Raw genomic sequence first — 15,877 nt, 5'->3', positions numbered from 1 at the left:
CGCTCAGGCCTCCGGGATCTCGAACTTGCTGGTGCGCTGCATGCCGGCCGCCCGGCCCTTGCCGGAGATGACCAGGGCCATCTTGCGGCTGGCCTCGTCGATCATCTCGTCGCCGAGCATCGCGGAGCCCTTCTTGCCGCCCGCCTCGGACGTGTAGTAGTCGTACGCGTCCAGGATCAGCTCGGCGTGGTCGTAGTCCTCCTGGGAGGGCGAGAAGACCTCGTTGGCCGCGTCGACCTGGCCCGGGTGCAGCACCCACTTGCCGTCGAAGCCGAGGGCGGCGGCGCGGCCGGCGACCTCGCGGTAGCCGTCGACGTTCTTGATCTGCAGGTAGGGGCCGTCGATCGCCTGCAGGTTGTTCGCGCGGGCGGCCATCAGGATGCTCATCAGGATGTAGTGGTACGCGTCCGCCGGGTAGCCGGGCGGCTGCTCGCCCACGACCAGCGACTTCATGTTGATCGAGGCCATGAAGTCGGCCGGGCCGAAGATGATCGTCTCGACGCGCGGGGACGCCTGGGCGATCGCGTTGACGTTGTTGAGGCCCTGGGCGTTCTCGATCTGCGCCTCGATGCCGATCTTGCCGAGCTCGAAGCCCATCGTCTTCTCGATCTGCGTCAGCAGCAGGTCCAGCGCGACGATCTGCTCCGCGTTCTGCACCTTCGGCAGCATGATGCAGTCCAGGTTCTGGCCCGCGCCCTCGACGACCGTGACCACGTCCCGGTACGTCCAGTGCGTCGTCCAGTCGTTCACCCGCACGACCCGGGTCTTGCCGGTCCAGTCGCCCTCGTTGAGGAACTTCACGATGGTGTGCCGCGCCTCGGGCTTGGCCAGCGGAGCGCACGCGTCCTCGAGGTCCAGGAAGACCTGGTCGGCCGGCAGCCCCTGGGCCTTCTCCAGGAAGCGCGGGTTGGACCCGGGCACGGCGAGGCAGGAGCGGCGCGGGCGCAGCCGGTTCACCGGGTGCAGGGGCGTGGTCATGCGGGGACCTCCGAGATTTCGAGGGGGCTGAGCTTGTTCGCTGTGCGGATCTCGTCGACGATACGGCCGATGATCTCCGTGATACCGAAGTCCTTCGGGGTGAAGACGGCGGCCACGCCGGCCGCGCGGAGTTCCTCCGCGTCGGCATTCGGAATGATGCCTCCGACGACGACGGGGATGTCCGGCGCCCCCGCCGTGCGCAGCCGCTCCAGGACGTCCGGCACCAGCTTCCCGTGCGATCCGGACAGGATCGACAGGCCCACGCAGTGCACGTCCTCGGCCAGCGCCGCGGTCACGATCTGCTCGGGCGTGAGCCGGATGCCCTGGTAGACCACCTCGAACCCGGCGTCGCGGGCCCGCACGGCGATCTGCTCGGCACCGTTGGAGTGACCGTCCAGGCCCGGCTTGCCGACCAGCAGGCGCAGTCGGCCCGAGCCCAGCTCGTCGGCCGTACGGGCGACCTTCTCGCGGACCTCCGCGAGCGGGGTGCCCGGCTCCGCGGCCACCGCCACGGGGGCGGAGGACACACCGGTCGGGGCCCGGAACTCGCCGAAGACCTCGCGCAGCGCGCCCGCCCACTCGCCGGTGGTGACGCCCGCCCGGGCGCACTCGAGGGTGGCTTCCATCAGGTTCTCGTCGCCCGCCGCCGCCTCCTTCAGGCGCTCCAGGGCCTGCTGGGTGGTGGGGAAGACGAAGGGGTCGCCGCCGCCCTGCCGCTCCGAGGACTCCTGGCGCTCGTTGCGCCAGCGGGCGATGTCCTCGACGACCTTGTCCTCCACCCGGCCGTCCACCGTCATGATCGCGGTGTCCAGGTCGGCGGTGAGCGGGTTCGGCTCGGTCGTCTCGAAGATGTTCACGCCGACGATCTTCTCGTCGCCGGCCTCGATCCGGGCGCGGCGCTCCGCGTGCGAGGAGACGAGCTGCGACTTGAGGTAGCCGGACTCGACGGCGGCCATCGCGCCGCCCATCTCCTGGATCCGGTCGATCTCGGCCAGGCACTCCGCCACGAGGGACTCGACCTTGGCCTCGATCACGTGCGAGCCCGCGAAGATGTCCTCGTACTCCAGCAGGTCGCTCTCGTGGGCCAGGACCTGCTGGATGCGCAGGGACCACTGCTGGTCCCAGGGGCGCGGCAGGCCCAGGGCCTCGTTCCAGGCGGGCAGCTGCACCGCGCGGGCCCGGGCGTCCTTGGAGAGGGTGACGGCCAGCATCTCCAGGACGATGCGCTGGACGTTGTTCTCCGGCTGCGCCTCGGTCAGGCCCAGGGAGTTGACCTGGACGCCGTACCGGAAGCGGCGCTGCTTGGGGTTCTCGATCCCGTACCGCTCCTGGGTGATCTTGTCCCAGATGCGGCCGAAGGCGCGCATCTTGCACATCTCCTCGATGAAGCGGACGCCCGCGTTCACGAAGAACGAGATGCGGGCGACCACTTCGCCGAAGCGCTCGTCGGGGACCTGGCCCGAGTCGCGCACGGAGTCCAGCACCGCGATGGCGGTGCACATCGCGTAGCTGATCTCCTGGACCGGAGTGGCCCCCGCCTCCTGCAGGTGGTAGCTGCAGATGTTGATCGGGTTCCACTTCGGGATGTTGTTGACCGTGTACGCGATCATGTCGGTCGTCAGGCGCAGGCTCGGTCCCGGCGGGAAGACGTGCGTCCCGCGGGAGAGGTACTCCTTGACGATGTCGTTCTGCGTGGTGCCCTGGAGCTGGGCGATGTCCGCGCCCTGCTCCTCGGCGACCACCTGGTAGAGCGCCAGCAGCCACATGGCGGTGGCGTTGATGGTCATCGAGGTGTTCATCTGCTCCAGGGGGATGTCCTGGAACAGCCGTCGCATGTCACCGAGGTGGGAGACCGGTACGCCGACCCGGCCGACCTCGCCGCGGGCGAGGATGTGGTCGGGGTCGTAGCCGGTCTGGGTCGGCAGGTCGAACGCGACCGACAGACCGGTCTGCCCCTTGGCGAGGTTGCGGCGGTACAGCTCGTTGGACGCCTCGGCCGTGGAGTGGCCGGCGTACGTCCGCATGAGCCACGGCCGGTCCTTCTGGCGCTCAGTCATCTCAGGCGATCCTCAAGGCCGTTGTGGGCTGCTGGGGTCTCAGCAGGGGGCGGTCAGATGTTGCGGAAGCGGTTGATCGCGTCGAGGTGCTCGGCGCGCATCTCGTGGTCGCGCACGCCCAGGCCCTCCTCGGGGGCGAGGCACAGGACGCCGACCTTGCCCTGGTGGACGTTGCGGTGGACGTCGTGCGCCGCCTGACCGGTCTCCTCGAGGGAGTAGGTCTTCGAGAGGGTCGGGTGGATCTTGCCCTTGGCGATGAGGCGGTTGGCCTCCCAGCCGAAGCGCTTCCACTCGCGCGGGTCCTGGGTCTGCTCGTCCTTCCAGAACTTGTAGCCCTCGGCGTTGCGGTCGATGACCGCCTCCGCGCCCATCCTGTGGCAGATCTCGGCCTTCTCCGGGGAGGAGACGACGCAGATCGGGTTGGCGCCGCCGGCCAGCGCGAACTGGGTGGCGTAGGAGCCCAGGCCGCCGCTGGCGCCCCAGATCAGGACGTTGTCGCCCTGCTTCATGCCGGCGCCGTTGCGGGAGACCAGCTGGCGGTAGGCGGTGGAGTTGACCAGACCGGGGGCGGCGGCCTCCTCCCAGCTCAGGTGGTTCGGCTTGGGCATGAGCTGGTTGGACTTGACCAGTGCGATCTCCGCCAGGCCGCCGAAGTTCGTCTCGAAGCCCCAGATCCGCTGCTCGGGGTCGAGCATCGTGTCGTTGTGGCCGTCCGAGGACTCCAGCTCGACGGAGAGGCAGTGCGCGACGACCTCGTCACCGGGCTTCCAGGAGTTGACGCCCGGGCCGGTGCGCAGGACGACGCCCGCGAGGTCGGAACCGATGATGTGGTACGGCAGGTCGTGGCGCTTGGTGAGCTCCGACAGGCGGCCGTAGCGCTCCAGGAAGTTGAACGTGGACACCGGCTCGAAGATCGAGGTCCACACGGAGTTGTAGTTGACCGAGGAGGCCATGACGGCCACCAGGGCCTCGCCCGGGCCCAGCTCGGGGAGCGGGACGTCGTCGAGGTGCAGGGACTTGCGCGGGTCCTTCTCGCGGGTCGTGAGCCCGTCGAACATGTCCGCCTCGTCCTTGTGCACGGTGATCGCGCGGTACGAGTCGGGGAGCGGAAGGGCTGCGATGTCCTCGGCCGTCGCGGCCTGCGACTGGATCGCGTCCAGGATGTCCTTCACGGTGGTGCCTCCGGCGAGGATGCGTCGAGGGAAACGCTGAGGGTGGTCCGGTGGAGGTGTGCCGTCGGTTCGGCGGTGCGGTGGAGCGGGGGCGCCGTGGTGGGCGCGGAGAGCCTGGTGACGCAGGCATCCGGGGCGCGGCCGGGGCGATGGTGTTCGCCGTGCCGCGGGGACGTCCGGATGACTTCAACGTATGGCACCCCGTGTCACTCGGCAAGGCACTGCGTGCCAAAAATTTCTCTCAATTGCCGATTGACCTGCGCAGATGAGCGATGATCGATCAGAGTTACCCGCGAGTAGGGGCAACCTGGACATACGAAACGGCCGCCCCCCGGGACCCGGGAGACGGCCGTCACATCCGTGCGCCGCAGGAGCGTCCTGCGGACGCGCCCTAAGCGGTCTTCACTTGTTCTTCAGCGCTTCCTCGATGGTGCGCATGACCTCGTCCAGCGGCGCGTCCGTGCGCGCCACGGTCACCAGCACCTCGCCCTGGGCGGTGGCCGAGGCGGCCGGCGCGACGGAGACCGCGCCCCCGTCCAGGGTCCGGCCGGCCCCGATGCCGGTGCCGAAGGTCTTCCGTACGATCGCGAAGGCGTGGTCCAGCTGCGCCTCCACGTCCCCCTCCCCGCCGGCCCGCAGCCAGCGCCGCAGCACGTGGTTGTGGGCCGTCACGACGGCCGAGGCGGCGACCTCCGCCAACAGCGGGTCGTCGTTCCCGTCGTGGTGGTCGTGCTCGTCGAAGTGCGCGAGCAGGTAGCGGGTGAAGAGCCGCTCGTAGCGGGCCACCGACGCGATCTCGCGCTCCCGCAGGGTGGGTACCTCGCGGGTGAGCCGGTAGCGCTCCACCGACACCGCCGGGGAGGCGGCGTACATCTTCATGACTTCCTTGATCCCCCGGCACACGGTGTCCAGCGGGTGCTCGTGCGCCGGCGCCGCGTTCAGCACCGCCTCGGCGCGGATCAGGGTGTCGTCGTGGTCGGGGAAGATCGCCTCTTCCTTGGAACGGAAGTGCCGGAAGAAGGTCCGGCGGGCCACTCCCGCGGTCGCGGCGATCTCGTCGACCGTCGTCGCCTCGTACCCCTTCGACGCGAACAGCTCCATGGCGGCGGCGGCGAGCTCGCGGCGCATCTTCAGGCGCTGGGCGGCCGCGCGCGCGCCTGCGGTGGTCTCCGCGGGCTCGGCGGCGGCGTTTCGTGAGGTCTTGGCGGGCTGGGACATAAGGCGAACGTACTGCATGCGCGCCCGGGAGGGCGCCCGAGGGGGTGGAAGCGGGGGAGGACTCCCGGAGGGTACGGCCCGCCCTGAGGGCCCGAGGAGTCCTCCCCACGCGTCCGGCCCGCTACTTCCGGGCGTACTCACGGAAGCCGCGGCCGGTCTTGCGGCCCAGGCAGCCCGCCGCCACGAGGTGCTCCAGCAGCGGCGAGGGAGCCAGGCCGGGGTCGCGGAACTCCTTGTGCAGGACCTTCTCGATGGCGAGCGAGACGTCCAGGCCGACCACGTCGAGCAGCTCGAACGGGCCCATCGGGTAGCCGCCGCCGAGCTTCATGGCGGCGTCGATGTCGTCGAGGGTGGCGTAGTGCTCCTCGACCATCTTGATCGCGTTGTTCAGGTACGGGAACAGCAGCGCGTTCACGATGAACCCGGCCCGGTCCCCGCAGTCCACGGCGTGCTTGCGGATCCGCGCGCACACCTCGCGGACGGTGGCGTGCACGTCGTCGGCCGTCAGGACCGTGCGGACCACCTCGACGAGCTTCATCGCCGGCGCCGGGTTGAAGAAGTGCATGCCGATCACGTCCTGCGGGCGCGAGGTGGCGCGGGCGCAGGCGATCACCGGCAGCGAGGAGGTGGTGGTGGCCAGCACCGCGCCCGGCTTGCAGATCTTGTCCAGCGACGCGAACAGCTGCTGCTTGACCGCGAGGTCCTCGGCCACCGCCTCGACGGCCAGGTCGACCTCGGCGAACGCCTCCAGCGAGTCGGCCGGGGTGATCCGGGCCAGCGTCCCCTCGCGGACCTCGGCGGACATCCGGCCGCGGGTCACCATGCGGTCCAGGGACTTGCCGATCGCGGCCTTGGCCGCGTCCGCCTTCTCCTGGCTTCGGGCGGCGAGGACGACGTCGAAGCCGGCCTGCGCGAAGACCTGGGCGATGCCGCTGGCCATGGTGCCCGAGCCGGCCACGCCGACCGAGGACACCGGGCGGCCCTCGCCCAGCCGGGCGTCGTCCAGCGGGGTCTGGGCGTCGCGGACCACGGTGGCGCTGCCCGGGGCCTCGTACGAGTAGAAGCCGCGGCCCGCCTTGCGGCCGGTCAGCCCCGCCTCGGTGAGGTGGCCCAGGACCGGGGCCGGGGCGTGCAGCCGGTCGCCGGAGGCGGCGTACATGGCCTCCAGGACGGTGCGGGCGGTGTCGATGCCGATCAGGTCGAGCAGCGCGAGCGGGCCCATCGGCAGGCCGCAGCCCAGCCGCATGGCCGCGTCGATGTCCTCGCGGGAGGCGTACTTCGACTCGTACATGGCGGCGGCCTGGTTCAGGTAGCCGAACAGCAGCCCGTCGGCGACGAAGCCCGGGCGGTCGCCGACCGAGACCGGCTCCTTGCCCAGCTCCCGAGCCAGCGCGGTGACCGCCTCGACGACCGGCGGGGCGGTCAGCACGGAGGAGGCGACCTCGACCAGCTTCATGGCCGGCGCGGGGTTGAAGAAGTGCAGGCCCAGGACCCGCTCGGGGCGCAGCGACTCGGCGGCCAGCCGGGTCACGGACAGCGCGTTGGTGCCGGTGGCCAGGATGGTGTCGGGGCGCACGATCGCGTCGAGGGCGGCGAAGACCTGCCGCTTGAGCTCGTAGTCCTCGGGCACGACCTCGATCACCAGGTCCGCGTGGGCGGCGGCCTGCAGGTCACCGAAGGTGCGGAAGCGGGCGAGCACGTCGGCCCGCTCCTGCTCGGTCAGGCGCTCGCGGGACACCGCGCGGGCCGTGGACGCCTCCAGCGCGGTGACGGCGGCGCGGGCGGCCGCGTCGCTGATGTCGATGCCGATGACCTCGCGGCCGGCGCGGGTGAGCACCTCGGCGATGCCGGTGCCCATCGTGCCGAGGCCGACGACGGCGATGGTCTGCGGGGCGGAGGAGGGCTGACTGGGCGGAGTGGACTGACGGTCCATCGCGGGACTCCAGTGGGAGAGGAAGTGACGACTGGGGGACGGATGCGCGGACGGCGGGACGCCGGCTTGCGGGGCCCCGCTGCGGAGCCGTGCTGCTGCCCGGGGCGCGCGGGGCGCGGCCGCGGGTACGTCGGTGACGGGCTGCGGGCGTCCGTACGGCGGGTACGGCGCACGGCACGCACGTCGGTGCGGCGTAGCGGAGTTGCGGAGGTGGAGCTGCGGTGCGTCCGGCGGCACGAGGGGCACGCCGGGTGTGAACCCGTGTCAGGTACGAGACCTGACGTGCGGGAGGAAGCCCGTGCCGTCTCGGCGCGGGGGGACGGCAGCGGCTCTGTCCCGGAGCCCTGCCGTACGAAACCGGCGGTCGCGGGGCGGACCCCGGACCGGCCGAACCGATCACACCCAGGGCGGCTGCGTCACCAGGCCGCCTCGAGTGGGCGCACCCCGTTCGGGGTGCTTGAAGAGACGTTAACTCGCGAGTAGCTCGCGTGCCAATAGGGCGGCCCTTGTGATCTGCGCCGCGGGGCGTGACCCCGGGCCCTACCCTGCTCCCATGGACACGGTGGACGAAGAGCTACAGGCGCTCACGGACCGCATACGGGCCGAGGCGGGACCGGCGTGCGAACCCCTGCTCACCGCACCCCCGGACGAACTGGCCGAGGTCCTCACCGCGCACGAACGGCCCCTGTGGGCGCGTGAGGTGGCCGCGTTCCGGCTCGGCTGCGCGGGGGACCGACGGGCGTTCGAGACGCTCGTGCTGCTGCTCAACCACCGCGACGCCGCGCGCTGCGTCTCGGCCGCCCACGCCCTGGACCGGCTCGGCGACCCCCGCACCGCCCGGGCCGCGGCCGCGCTGGCCACCAACCCGCTGCGCACCGCCTACGCGGCGGCCGCGGTCCGGCTGCTGGCCCGGCTGCGCGCCCCGGAGTCGGCCCCGGCCCTGATCGCCACCCTGGACCGGCTGCTCGCCCCGAACGACCCGTACTGGCGGGTGGCCCTCGCCTGCGTGGAGGGCCTCGGCACCCTCGCCGACCCCCGCGCCCGCCCCTCCCTCACCGCCGCCCAGGCCCACCCCCGCCTGGCCACCGCCGCCACCACCGCCCTGCGCTCCCTCCCGTGACGCGGCCCGCCCCCGCCCGGACGGAAGCCGGGCGGGGGCGGGGGAGCGGGGTGGGGATGCCCGTGTCGGCGGCCCCGCCTAGTTCCGGCGGACCGGCCCGACCGCGTCGGAGGTGGCCGACCGGCTTCCGTACTTCGCGCTGGACGCCCGCACGGTGACGGTCAACCTCCTGCCCGCCAGCGAGGCCGGCACGGTGAAGCTCGCCGAGGTCGCCCCGGCGACCGCCACCCCGTCCGCCTTCCACTGGTACGCGTACGCGTCCGGCCGCGGCGTCCACGTCCCGTGCGACGCCTTGAGCACGGCACCGACCTTCGGGGTCCCGCTGATCACGGGCTGCACGGTGTTCTTCAGCGGGGAGGGGGCGACGGTGTACACGCCCATCAGGTATTCCGTGCCGCGGTGCTCGTAGCTCCTGCCCCACACCCCGGTGCCGAGGCCGCGGAGGTCCAGCACCGCCGTGAGCGTCTTCCGGTCGGCGGAGACGGAGACCGTGGTGGAGCGGATCTCCCTGCCGTTGCGGGAGAGGCGGACCGTGTCGTCCTCGTGCAGGGCGGAGCCCTTGACGGTGACGACGGCCTTGGTGCCGGTCACGCCGCGGTCGGACAGGATGTCGGTGATGCCGAACTCGTCCGGGCCGCAGGGCGCGAGCGGGCGGCACGTGAGCTCCGCCCGGAACGCGGACGACGAGGCCCCGTCCGGCAGGCCGAGCACGAGGAAGCTCGTCCCCGGCTCGTCCGGGAACCCGTTTCCGGCGTAGCAGTGGAACGGGCCGTCGCCCGCGTGCACGCAGCGGTCCTTCAGGTCCTGGCCGTAGAGGGAGGGAGCCGCCGTCCGGATGCCCTGGGCGTCTTCGCTGACGTCCAGGTCGAAGCCGTCGGCGCTCCGCGTGGGCATGGCCCGGCACACGCTCGTGTGCTGCTCGTCCAGCGTGCCGGAGAGGGGCCCGTAGCCGTAGGCGACGTTCACCTCGCGGCATTCGGGCGCCGGTCCCGCCGCCGTGGCCAGGCGCTGGGCGTCGAAGCGGTAGGTCTTCGCCCCGGCCAGCCAGTACGGCACGAAGACCAGTACCTGGTAGCGGGTGGAGCCCGTCACCGCGCAGGCGGCCGTCCGAGGGCACGACAGGTACGTGCCGTCCGCGCCGACCACGAACATGCCGGCCGTACCGAGCGGGTCGCGGACGTTGAGGTGCACGACGTCCCGCGCGTCCGTCGTGCTGACCTGGCGGCACTTGTAGAGCCCCGGCTGCGCGAGCGTCCCGCCCCGGGACGGGCCGCCCACCGAGGTGGCCGGCGTCGACGTGCAGCCCTTGGCGGTGGCCGTCACGTCGCGGCGGGTGAGGCTGTACGACGCCGCGGCGTCGCTTCCGCGGACGAGGACGGTGTGGCGGGCCCCCGGCTTCAGGTAGCAGCCGGTCCCCGAGGGCAGGTTGCCGCCCGCCGTGCACGTCACGCGGTCGTCCGGGCCCAGGACGTCGAACTCGGCGTTCTCGTTGCCGGACAGCCCCCGCAGCTGGATGTGTTCCGTACGGGTGTGGTCGTCGGCCGGGATGCTGAAGCAGTGGCTGAAGATGCCGGCTCCGGTGGCGAAGCGGGCCGCCGGACTCCGGGAGGTGAAGTCACCGGCGGGGAGCACGGGGCAGTCCCCTTCGTCCGCGCGGTGGACGGCGAGGCGGTAGGCCCCTGTGGCGTCCTGGGTCCTGGGCCTGACGAGCGCGCGGAAGGGGGCGCTGCCCGCCAGCCGGCAGATTCCGTTGGAGAGCGTGTACGCGTCGCAGAGTTCGCCGCCGGCCGCGTTGACGACCACGACCTCCGCGCCGGGTGCGGGTTGGCGGAAGGGCAGGAGAACGGCCAGCCGGGCACCCGTCGGGAGGGGCAGGACCAGACAGTCCTGGCGGTCCGCCTCGGTGAAGGTTCCCTCGTGCACGCCGAGGGTGACGGGCAGGCAGTCGTCGGGGACCGCGGCCGACCACGCCCGCCCCGTCGGCAGCAGCAGGGCCAGCAGGACGGACAGGGCCAGCACGAGTGCGGCCGGTGGTGTGCTGAGCGCGCGGGCGCGCGCGGGGTGCGGCACGAGGATCCCCCCGGATCGGTCATGGGAACCGCCCGCGCGCACGGGCTGCGTGCGGCGCGGGCGGTGTGTGCGACGCAGAATCGCACACGGGGCCGAGGGGTCCTTCCTGAGGGTCCCGCCTGGTCTTCCGTCAGGCTTTCGCGTCCCCGACGATCGCGAAGGCCTCGATCTCCAGGAGGAGGTCGGGGTGGACCAGGGCTGTTACCTGGACGGCGGAGGAGGCGGGGAGGGCCTCGGGCGGGAGGGCCTCGGCGCGGGCGGTGCGGGCGGCGGCGAGGTGGGCGACGTCCGTGACGTAGTAGGTGAGTTTGACGACGTCGGAGAAGTCGGCGCCGGCGGCGGCCAGGCAGCGGCGGAGGTTCGCGAAGACCTGGCGGGCCTGGGCGAGCGCGTCGCCGGCGCCGACGACCGCGCCCTGCTCGTCGAACGCGCACTGCCCGGAGACCGCCACGAACCGGCCCGTGCCCCAGACGACGTGGCTGTAGGCCGGGCTGGCCGCCATGCCGTCCGGGGCGGGGACGCGGGTGATGTGCGGTGCCGTGTGAGGGGTGCTCATGATCGTCATCCCATCACACCGGCGATCGTCCGGGGGGAGGAATCCGGATGCCCCGGGGCGGGGTGCCGGCCCGGGGCATCGGGGATCGGGGCATCGGGGATCGGGGCATCGGGGGGACGGGGGTGCCGGCCCCGGGCGGGTCAGCCCCGGAAGCCCAGGAGACCGTGCAGGGCCGCGCCGCCGGAGGACGGGGGGAGGGCGCGGGTGGCGGCCGGCTTCGGCTCCGGCTGGGCGGCGCAGGCCGCGTCCGGGGCGAACCGGGAGCGGCGCGCGGTCCGCGGGAGCGTGCCGTCCTTCAGGTACGCCACCAGGTGGGCGTCGAGGCACGCGTTGCCGCTCAGCGAGATGCCGTGGTTGCCACCGCCCTCCTCGACCACCAGGGCGGCGCCCGCCAGCCGGGCCCGCATCTCCACCGCCCCCGCGTACGGCGTCGCCGCGTCCTCCGTGGCCTGGAAGAGCAGGGCCGGGGGAAGGGCGGTGTTCGTGACGTCGGGCAGTTCCAGCGAGGGCGTGCCCCAGAACGCGCACGGCGCGTTGTACCAGGCGTTGTTCCACGTCATGAACGGCGCCTTGGCGTGGGTGCGCCACATGTCCCCGCGCCACCGGTTCCAGTCCCGCGGCCAGGCCGAGTCCCGGCACTGCACCGCGCTGTAGACGCTGTAGCTGTTGCCCGCCGCCGGGTCCACCGCGCCGAACTTCTCGTACGCCGTCACCAGCGGCTTCTCGTCCCGGTCCCGGACGTACGCGGCGAAGGCCTCGGCCAGCGCCGGCCAGTAGCCGTTGAAGTACCCGCCGGGCAGGAACGTGTCCTCCAGCTCCGCCGGGCCCACCTTGCCGCCGGCCGGCGCGTCCCGCACCTCCCGGCGCATCCGGTACCAGGCCGTCTCCACCGCCCCCGGGTCGGAGCCCAGCCCGTACCGGTCGTCGTACTTGGCCACCCACGCCAGGAACGCCTTGTGCCGGGCGTCGAACGCGACGTCCTGGTCGATGTTGTCCTCGTACCAGACCCCGCCCGGGTTCACGACCGAGTCGAGCACCAGCCGCCGGACCCGGTCCGGGTGCAGCTTGGCGTACACCGCGCCCAGGTACGTGCCGTACGAGTAGCCGAAGTACGAGATCCGCTCCGCGCCCAGCGCCCGGCGCACCAGGTCCATGTCCTCGGCCGCGCTCAGGGTTCCGATGTACGGGAGCACGTCCGCGTACGCGGCCTGGCACTCGCGCGCGAAGGCCGCGACCCGGTCGAGGTTGGCCCGCTCGACGGCCTCGGTCAGCGGCACCGGGTCGGGACGGACGGGATCGAAGTGGCCCCGGCCGCAGTTGAGGGCGGGCTCGCTCTTGCCCACGCCGCGCGGGTCGAATCCGATCACGTCGTACTGCGCCGCCACCTCCTTCGGCAGCGCCGCGGCCACGAAACCGGCCAGGCCGCGGCCGCTGCCGCCCGGGCCGCCCGGGTTGACGAGCAGCGGGCCCTGCGAGGTGCGGGCGGTGTGCGGGACCCGGGTCAGGGCGAGGGTGATCGTGCGGCCCTCGGGGTGCGCGTGGTCGAGCGGGACGGCGAGGGAGGCGCACTGGAGTCCGGGATAGCGTGCGGTGGCGCAGCCCTTCCACGTCAGCGCGGTCGCCCGGGCCCCGCGGCCGGTGCCCGTGCCCGCCGTACCCGCCGTGTCCGTGTCCGCCGCACCCGCCGTACGGGCGACCGACGGGGCCGTCGCGGCGGACGTGGCCGGGACGGCCACCGTCGCCGTTGCCGTCAGGGCGGTGGCGACCGCCAACAGGACTGCTGCGCGCTTCTTCATCCAAGGGCCTCCCAGCCAGTGACTCTGGGCGGAATCGTCCCGGAAAATCCGATGGGAAGGCGTGATTGTGCGGACTATTGGCCCGATGTGATGAGGCCCCAGGACATGCGTATGGAGATCACAGGAGCGTCAGCTGGGTCGCCGCGGGCTCGGGGGCGGCCGACGGCGGCGCGGCGGGCACGATCCGGCGCGCGGCGCCCCGCCGGGCCGGCCCGATCCCGAATTCGGCTGCCAGCTCGTGGACTTGGCGGGTGATGCGGCGCTGGTACCAGGTGGGCGCGTAGGCCCCGGCCGCGTACAGCTGTTCGTACCGGCGGACCAGCTCCGGATGGTGGGCGGCCAGCCAGGACATGAACCACTCGCGGGCCCCCGGCCGCAGATGGAGTACGAGCGGTGTCACCGACTCCGCCCCCGATCCGGCGATCGCCCGCACGGTGCGGCGCAGCTGCTCGGGGGAGTCGCCGAGGAACGGGATCACCGGCGCCATCAGCACACCGACCCCGATGCCGTGGTCCGTCAGGGTCCGTACGGCGTCCAGCCGGCTCTGCGGCGACGGGGTGCCGGGCTCCACGGTCCGCCACAGGGCCCGGTCGGTGAACCCGACGGAGACCGAGACGCCGACGTCGGTGACGGCGGCGGCCTCGCGCAGGAGGGGCAGGTCGCGCAGGATCAGGGTGCCCTTGGTGAGGATCGAGAAGGGGTTCGCGCGGTCGCGCAGGGCCTCGATGATGCCGGGCATCAGCCGGTAGCGGCCCTCGGCCCTCTGGTAGCAGTCGACGTTCGTGCCCATGGCCACGTGGGCGCCGGTCCAGCGCGCCGAGCCGAGCTCACGGCGCAGCAGCTCGGGCGCGTTGGTCTTGACGACGATCTGCGAGTCGAAGCCGATGCCGGTGTCGAGGTCGAGGTAGCCGTGCGTCTTGCGGGCGAAGCAGTACACGCACGCGTGGCTGCAGCCCCGGTACGGGTTGACGGTCCACTCGAACGGCATGCGGGAGGCGCCGGGGACGCGGTTGAGGATGCTGCGGGCCCGGACCTCGTGGAACGTGATGCCGCGGAACTCGGGCGTGTCGAACGTCCGCGTGACCACGTCGGGGATCCCGAACAGCGCTCCGGGGCGGCCGGGGCCCGTGCCGGTCCCGCCCGTGCCGGTCCCGCCCGCCCCGGCCCCGCCCGTGGCCGTACCGCCCGTGCTCGTACCGCCCGTGCCCGCGGGCCCGCCGACCTCGTCGTTCCCGTCCGCGAGATGGTCCCAGCGCATGACGCCTCCCTCGGTAGCTCGCGGCCGAGAATAGAACATCTGTTCCCATGATCGTGCGGGGTGGCCCCCGCCGGGTCGGGTCGGGGCCCGCGGCCTGCTACTCCCCGGCACCCGCCCGGCTCCACCGGCGGCGCCCGGGCGACCGCCGGCCGGAGGCGGGTCGGGGCCGATTTGGCCGGCCCCCCTGGAGGTGGTTGGCTTGGCCGGCCGATTGGAACGTTCACAACAGTTGCTGGAGGAACAGGTATGGCGCAGGTCGAGGCGACCACGGAGCGGATCATCGGGGCCGACGCGGAGACCGTCTTCGACGCGCTGGCCGACTACACCGGCACCCGCGCCAAGCTGCTCCCCGAGCACTTCAGCGAGTACGAGGTGCGCGAGGGCGGCGACGGCGAGGGCACCCTGGTCCACTGGAAGCTCCAGGCCACCAGCAAGCGCGTGCGCGACTGCCTGCTGGAGGTGACCGAGCCGACCGACGGCCAGCTGGTCGAGAAGGACCGCAACTCCTCGATGGTCACCACCTGGACCGTCACCCCGGCCGGCGAGGGCAAGTCCCGCGCCGTGGTGACCACCACCTGGAACGGCGCCGGCGGCATCGGCGGCTTCTTCGAGCGCACCTTCGCCCCCAAGGGCCTGTCCCGCATCTACGACTCCGTCCTCGACCGCCTCGCCACCGAAGTGGAGTCCTGAGCCGCCACGTTGACGCGGCGGCCGGTCACCGGATCGGGTGAGGGCGGTCCGCACTCCGGTGCGGGCCGCCGCGCGCCGTGCCCTGTGCGGCGGCATATCCCCTGGATAGGCTGGACCTCCGCCGTGCGCGAGCGGTAGGCCGCCGCGCGTCGGCGGCGCGTACCGGCAGCCGTACCGACCGCACCCGGGGGCCCGATGAAGATCCTCATCTCCGCCGACATGGAAGGCGCCACGGGGGTCACCTGGCCCGCCGACGTACTGCCCGGCACCCCCCAGTGGGAGCGCTGCCGGGCCCTGTTCACCTCCGACGTGAACGCGGCCGCCCTGGGCTTCTTCGACGGCGGCGCGGACGAGGTGCTGGTCAACGAGGCGCACTGGACCATGCGCAACCTGCTCCTGGAACGGCTCGACGAGCGGGTCGAGATGCTCACCGGGCGCCACAAGTCGCTCTCCATGGTGGAGGGCGTCCAGCACGGCGACGTCGACGGCATCGCCTTCGTCGGCTACCACACCGGCGCGGGCGCCGAGGGCGTCCTCGCCCACACCTACCTCGCCAACTCCATCACCGGAGTCTGGCTGAACGGCACCCCGGCCAGCGAGGGCCACCTGAACGCGCACGTCGTCGCCGAGTACGGCGTCCCGGTCGTCCTCGTCACGGGCGACGACCTCACCTGCGCCGACGCCCTCGGCTACGCGCCCGGCGCCCGTACCGTCGCCGTCAAGGACCACGTCTCCCGGTACGCCGCCGTGTGCCGGCCGCCGGCCCGGACCGCTGCCGACATCCGGGCCGCGGCCAAGGAGGCCGCGGCCCTCGCCGTGCGCCACGAGCCCGTCGCCCGCGGCCCGTTCGCCGTCGAGGTCGAGTTCGACGCGGCGCACCTGTCGGCCGCCGCGACCGTGGTGCCGGGCGTCGAGTCCGCCGGCGAGCGGCGCGTGCGCTATGCGAGCGCCACGATGTTCGAGGCGATCCGCACGTTCAAGGCGGTCACGACGATCGTCTCGGCCGCCGTGGAGGAGCAATATGGGTGA

Annotated in this window: 12 protein-coding genes; 3 read left to right on the top strand and 9 right to left on the bottom strand. The window is 72.7% G+C overall.

The window, feature by feature from the left end:
• Positions 1 to 3: 3 nt before the first annotated feature.
• From IF43_RS0122065 to IF43_RS0122045, 5 genes are all read right to left on the bottom strand, one after another.
• A complete protein-coding gene (locus IF43_RS0122065; protein WP_030203388.1) occupies positions 4 to 978 on the bottom strand; it encodes a CoA ester lyase in 975 nt (324 codons plus the stop codon).
• Positions 975 to 3,035: a protein meaA gene (locus IF43_RS0122060; RefSeq protein WP_030203385.1), complete on the bottom strand. Its 2,061-nt coding sequence runs from the start codon at positions 3,033 to 3,035 to the stop codon at positions 975 to 977. Before IF43_RS0122060 ends, IF43_RS0122065 begins: the two co-directional genes overlap by 4 nt.
• A gap of 53 nt (positions 3,036 to 3,088) precedes the next feature.
• The gene (ccrA, locus tag IF43_RS0122055; RefSeq protein ID WP_030203383.1) at positions 3,089 to 4,207 is read right to left on the bottom strand and encodes a crotonyl-CoA carboxylase/reductase; all 1,119 of its coding nucleotides are present in this window, start codon (positions 4,205 to 4,207) and stop codon (positions 3,089 to 3,091) included.
• A 402-nt stretch (positions 4,208 to 4,609) separates the two neighbouring features.
• Positions 4,610 to 5,425, bottom strand: coding sequence for a TetR family transcriptional regulator (locus IF43_RS0122050; RefSeq protein WP_030203381.1), 816 nt, complete (start codon positions 5,423 to 5,425; stop codon positions 4,610 to 4,612).
• Between the two features lie 121 nt (positions 5,426 to 5,546).
• Positions 5,547 to 7,358: a 3-hydroxyacyl-CoA dehydrogenase family protein gene (locus IF43_RS0122045; RefSeq protein ID WP_051795818.1), complete on the bottom strand. Its 1,812-nt coding sequence runs from the start codon at positions 7,356 to 7,358 to the stop codon at positions 5,547 to 5,549.
• 553 nt (positions 7,359 to 7,911) lie between these two features.
• On the opposite strand from IF43_RS0122045, the gene IF43_RS0122040 reads away from it, so the two are divergent.
• Complete coding sequence (locus IF43_RS0122040; RefSeq protein WP_030203374.1) at positions 7,912 to 8,478, top strand: HEAT repeat domain-containing protein; 567 nt, start codon at positions 7,912 to 7,914, stop codon at positions 8,476 to 8,478.
• A gap of 78 nt (positions 8,479 to 8,556) precedes the next feature.
• Here the strand turns inward: IF43_RS0122040 and IF43_RS40950 are convergent, their stop codons facing one another.
• From IF43_RS40950 to IF43_RS0122020, 4 genes are all read right to left on the bottom strand, one after another.
• Entirely contained in the window at positions 8,557 to 10,548 is a 1,992-nt protein-coding gene (locus tag IF43_RS40950) for a hypothetical protein (protein WP_051795816.1), read from the bottom strand.
• Between the two features lie 130 nt (positions 10,549 to 10,678).
• Positions 10,679 to 11,104, bottom strand: a complete 426-nt coding sequence (locus IF43_RS0122030; protein ID WP_030203367.1) for a RidA family protein — start codon at positions 11,102 to 11,104, stop codon at positions 10,679 to 10,681.
• Positions 11,105 to 11,244: 140 nt separating this feature from the next.
• Complete coding sequence (locus IF43_RS0122025) at positions 11,245 to 12,900, bottom strand: alpha/beta hydrolase (protein WP_030203363.1); 1,656 nt, start codon at positions 12,898 to 12,900, stop codon at positions 11,245 to 11,247.
• 118 nt (positions 12,901 to 13,018) lie between these two features.
• Positions 13,019 to 14,158 carry an Rv2578c family radical SAM protein gene (locus IF43_RS0122020; protein WP_078910354.1) on the bottom strand — a complete coding sequence of 380 codons (1,140 nt, stop codon included), beginning with the start codon at positions 14,156 to 14,158 and terminating at the stop codon, positions 13,019 to 13,021.
• 246 nt (positions 14,159 to 14,404) lie between these two features.
• Here IF43_RS0122020 and IF43_RS0122015 point away from each other — a divergent pair, with 246 nt between their 5' ends.
• Both IF43_RS0122015 and IF43_RS0122010 read left to right on the top strand, forming a co-directional pair.
• Positions 14,405 to 14,848: an SRPBCC family protein gene (locus IF43_RS0122015; RefSeq protein ID WP_030203358.1), complete on the top strand. Its 444-nt coding sequence runs from the start codon at positions 14,405 to 14,407 to the stop codon at positions 14,846 to 14,848.
• A gap of 195 nt (positions 14,849 to 15,043) precedes the next feature.
• Positions 15,044 to 15,877 carry a M55 family metallopeptidase gene (locus IF43_RS0122010; protein ID WP_030203355.1) on the top strand — a complete coding sequence of 278 codons (834 nt, stop codon included), beginning with the start codon at positions 15,044 to 15,046 and terminating at the stop codon, positions 15,875 to 15,877.

Origin of the sequence: Streptomyces sp. NRRL S-87, assembly GCF_000719335.1 — a bacterium.
Taxonomy (GTDB): domain Bacteria; phylum Actinomycetota; class Actinomycetes; order Streptomycetales; family Streptomycetaceae; genus Streptomyces.
Note: the sequence above shows the minus strand (reverse complement) of the source record. Positions and strands in the feature narration are given on the sequence as shown.

Coding starts and splice junctions, on each gene's coding strand:
- IF43_RS0122065 (WP_030203388.1), bottom strand. CDS start 978: ATGACCACGCCCCTGCACCCGGTGAACCGGCTGCGCCCGCGCCGCTCC.
- IF43_RS0122060 (WP_030203385.1), bottom strand. CDS start 3,035: ATGACTGAGCGCCAGAAGGACCGGCCGTGGCTCATGCGGACGTACGCC.
- IF43_RS0122050 (WP_030203381.1), bottom strand. CDS start 5,425: ATGTCCCAGCCCGCCAAGACCTCACGAAACGCCGCCGCCGAGCCCGCG.
- IF43_RS0122045 (WP_051795818.1), bottom strand. CDS start 7,358: ATGGACCGTCAGTCCACTCCGCCCAGTCAGCCCTCCTCCGCCCCGCAG.
- IF43_RS0122040 (WP_030203374.1), top strand. CDS start 7,912: ATGGACACGGTGGACGAAGAGCTACAGGCGCTCACGGACCGCATACGG.
- IF43_RS0122030 (WP_030203367.1), bottom strand. CDS start 11,104: ATGAGCACCCCTCACACGGCACCGCACATCACCCGCGTCCCCGCCCCG.
- IF43_RS0122025 (WP_030203363.1), bottom strand. CDS start 12,900: ATGAAGAAGCGCGCAGCAGTCCTGTTGGCGGTCGCCACCGCCCTGACG.
- IF43_RS0122020 (WP_078910354.1), bottom strand. CDS start 14,158: ATGCGCTGGGACCATCTCGCGGACGGGAACGACGAGGTCGGCGGGCCC.
- IF43_RS0122015 (WP_030203358.1), top strand. CDS start 14,405: ATGGCGCAGGTCGAGGCGACCACGGAGCGGATCATCGGGGCCGACGCG.
- IF43_RS0122010 (WP_030203355.1), top strand. CDS start 15,044: ATGAAGATCCTCATCTCCGCCGACATGGAAGGCGCCACGGGGGTCACC.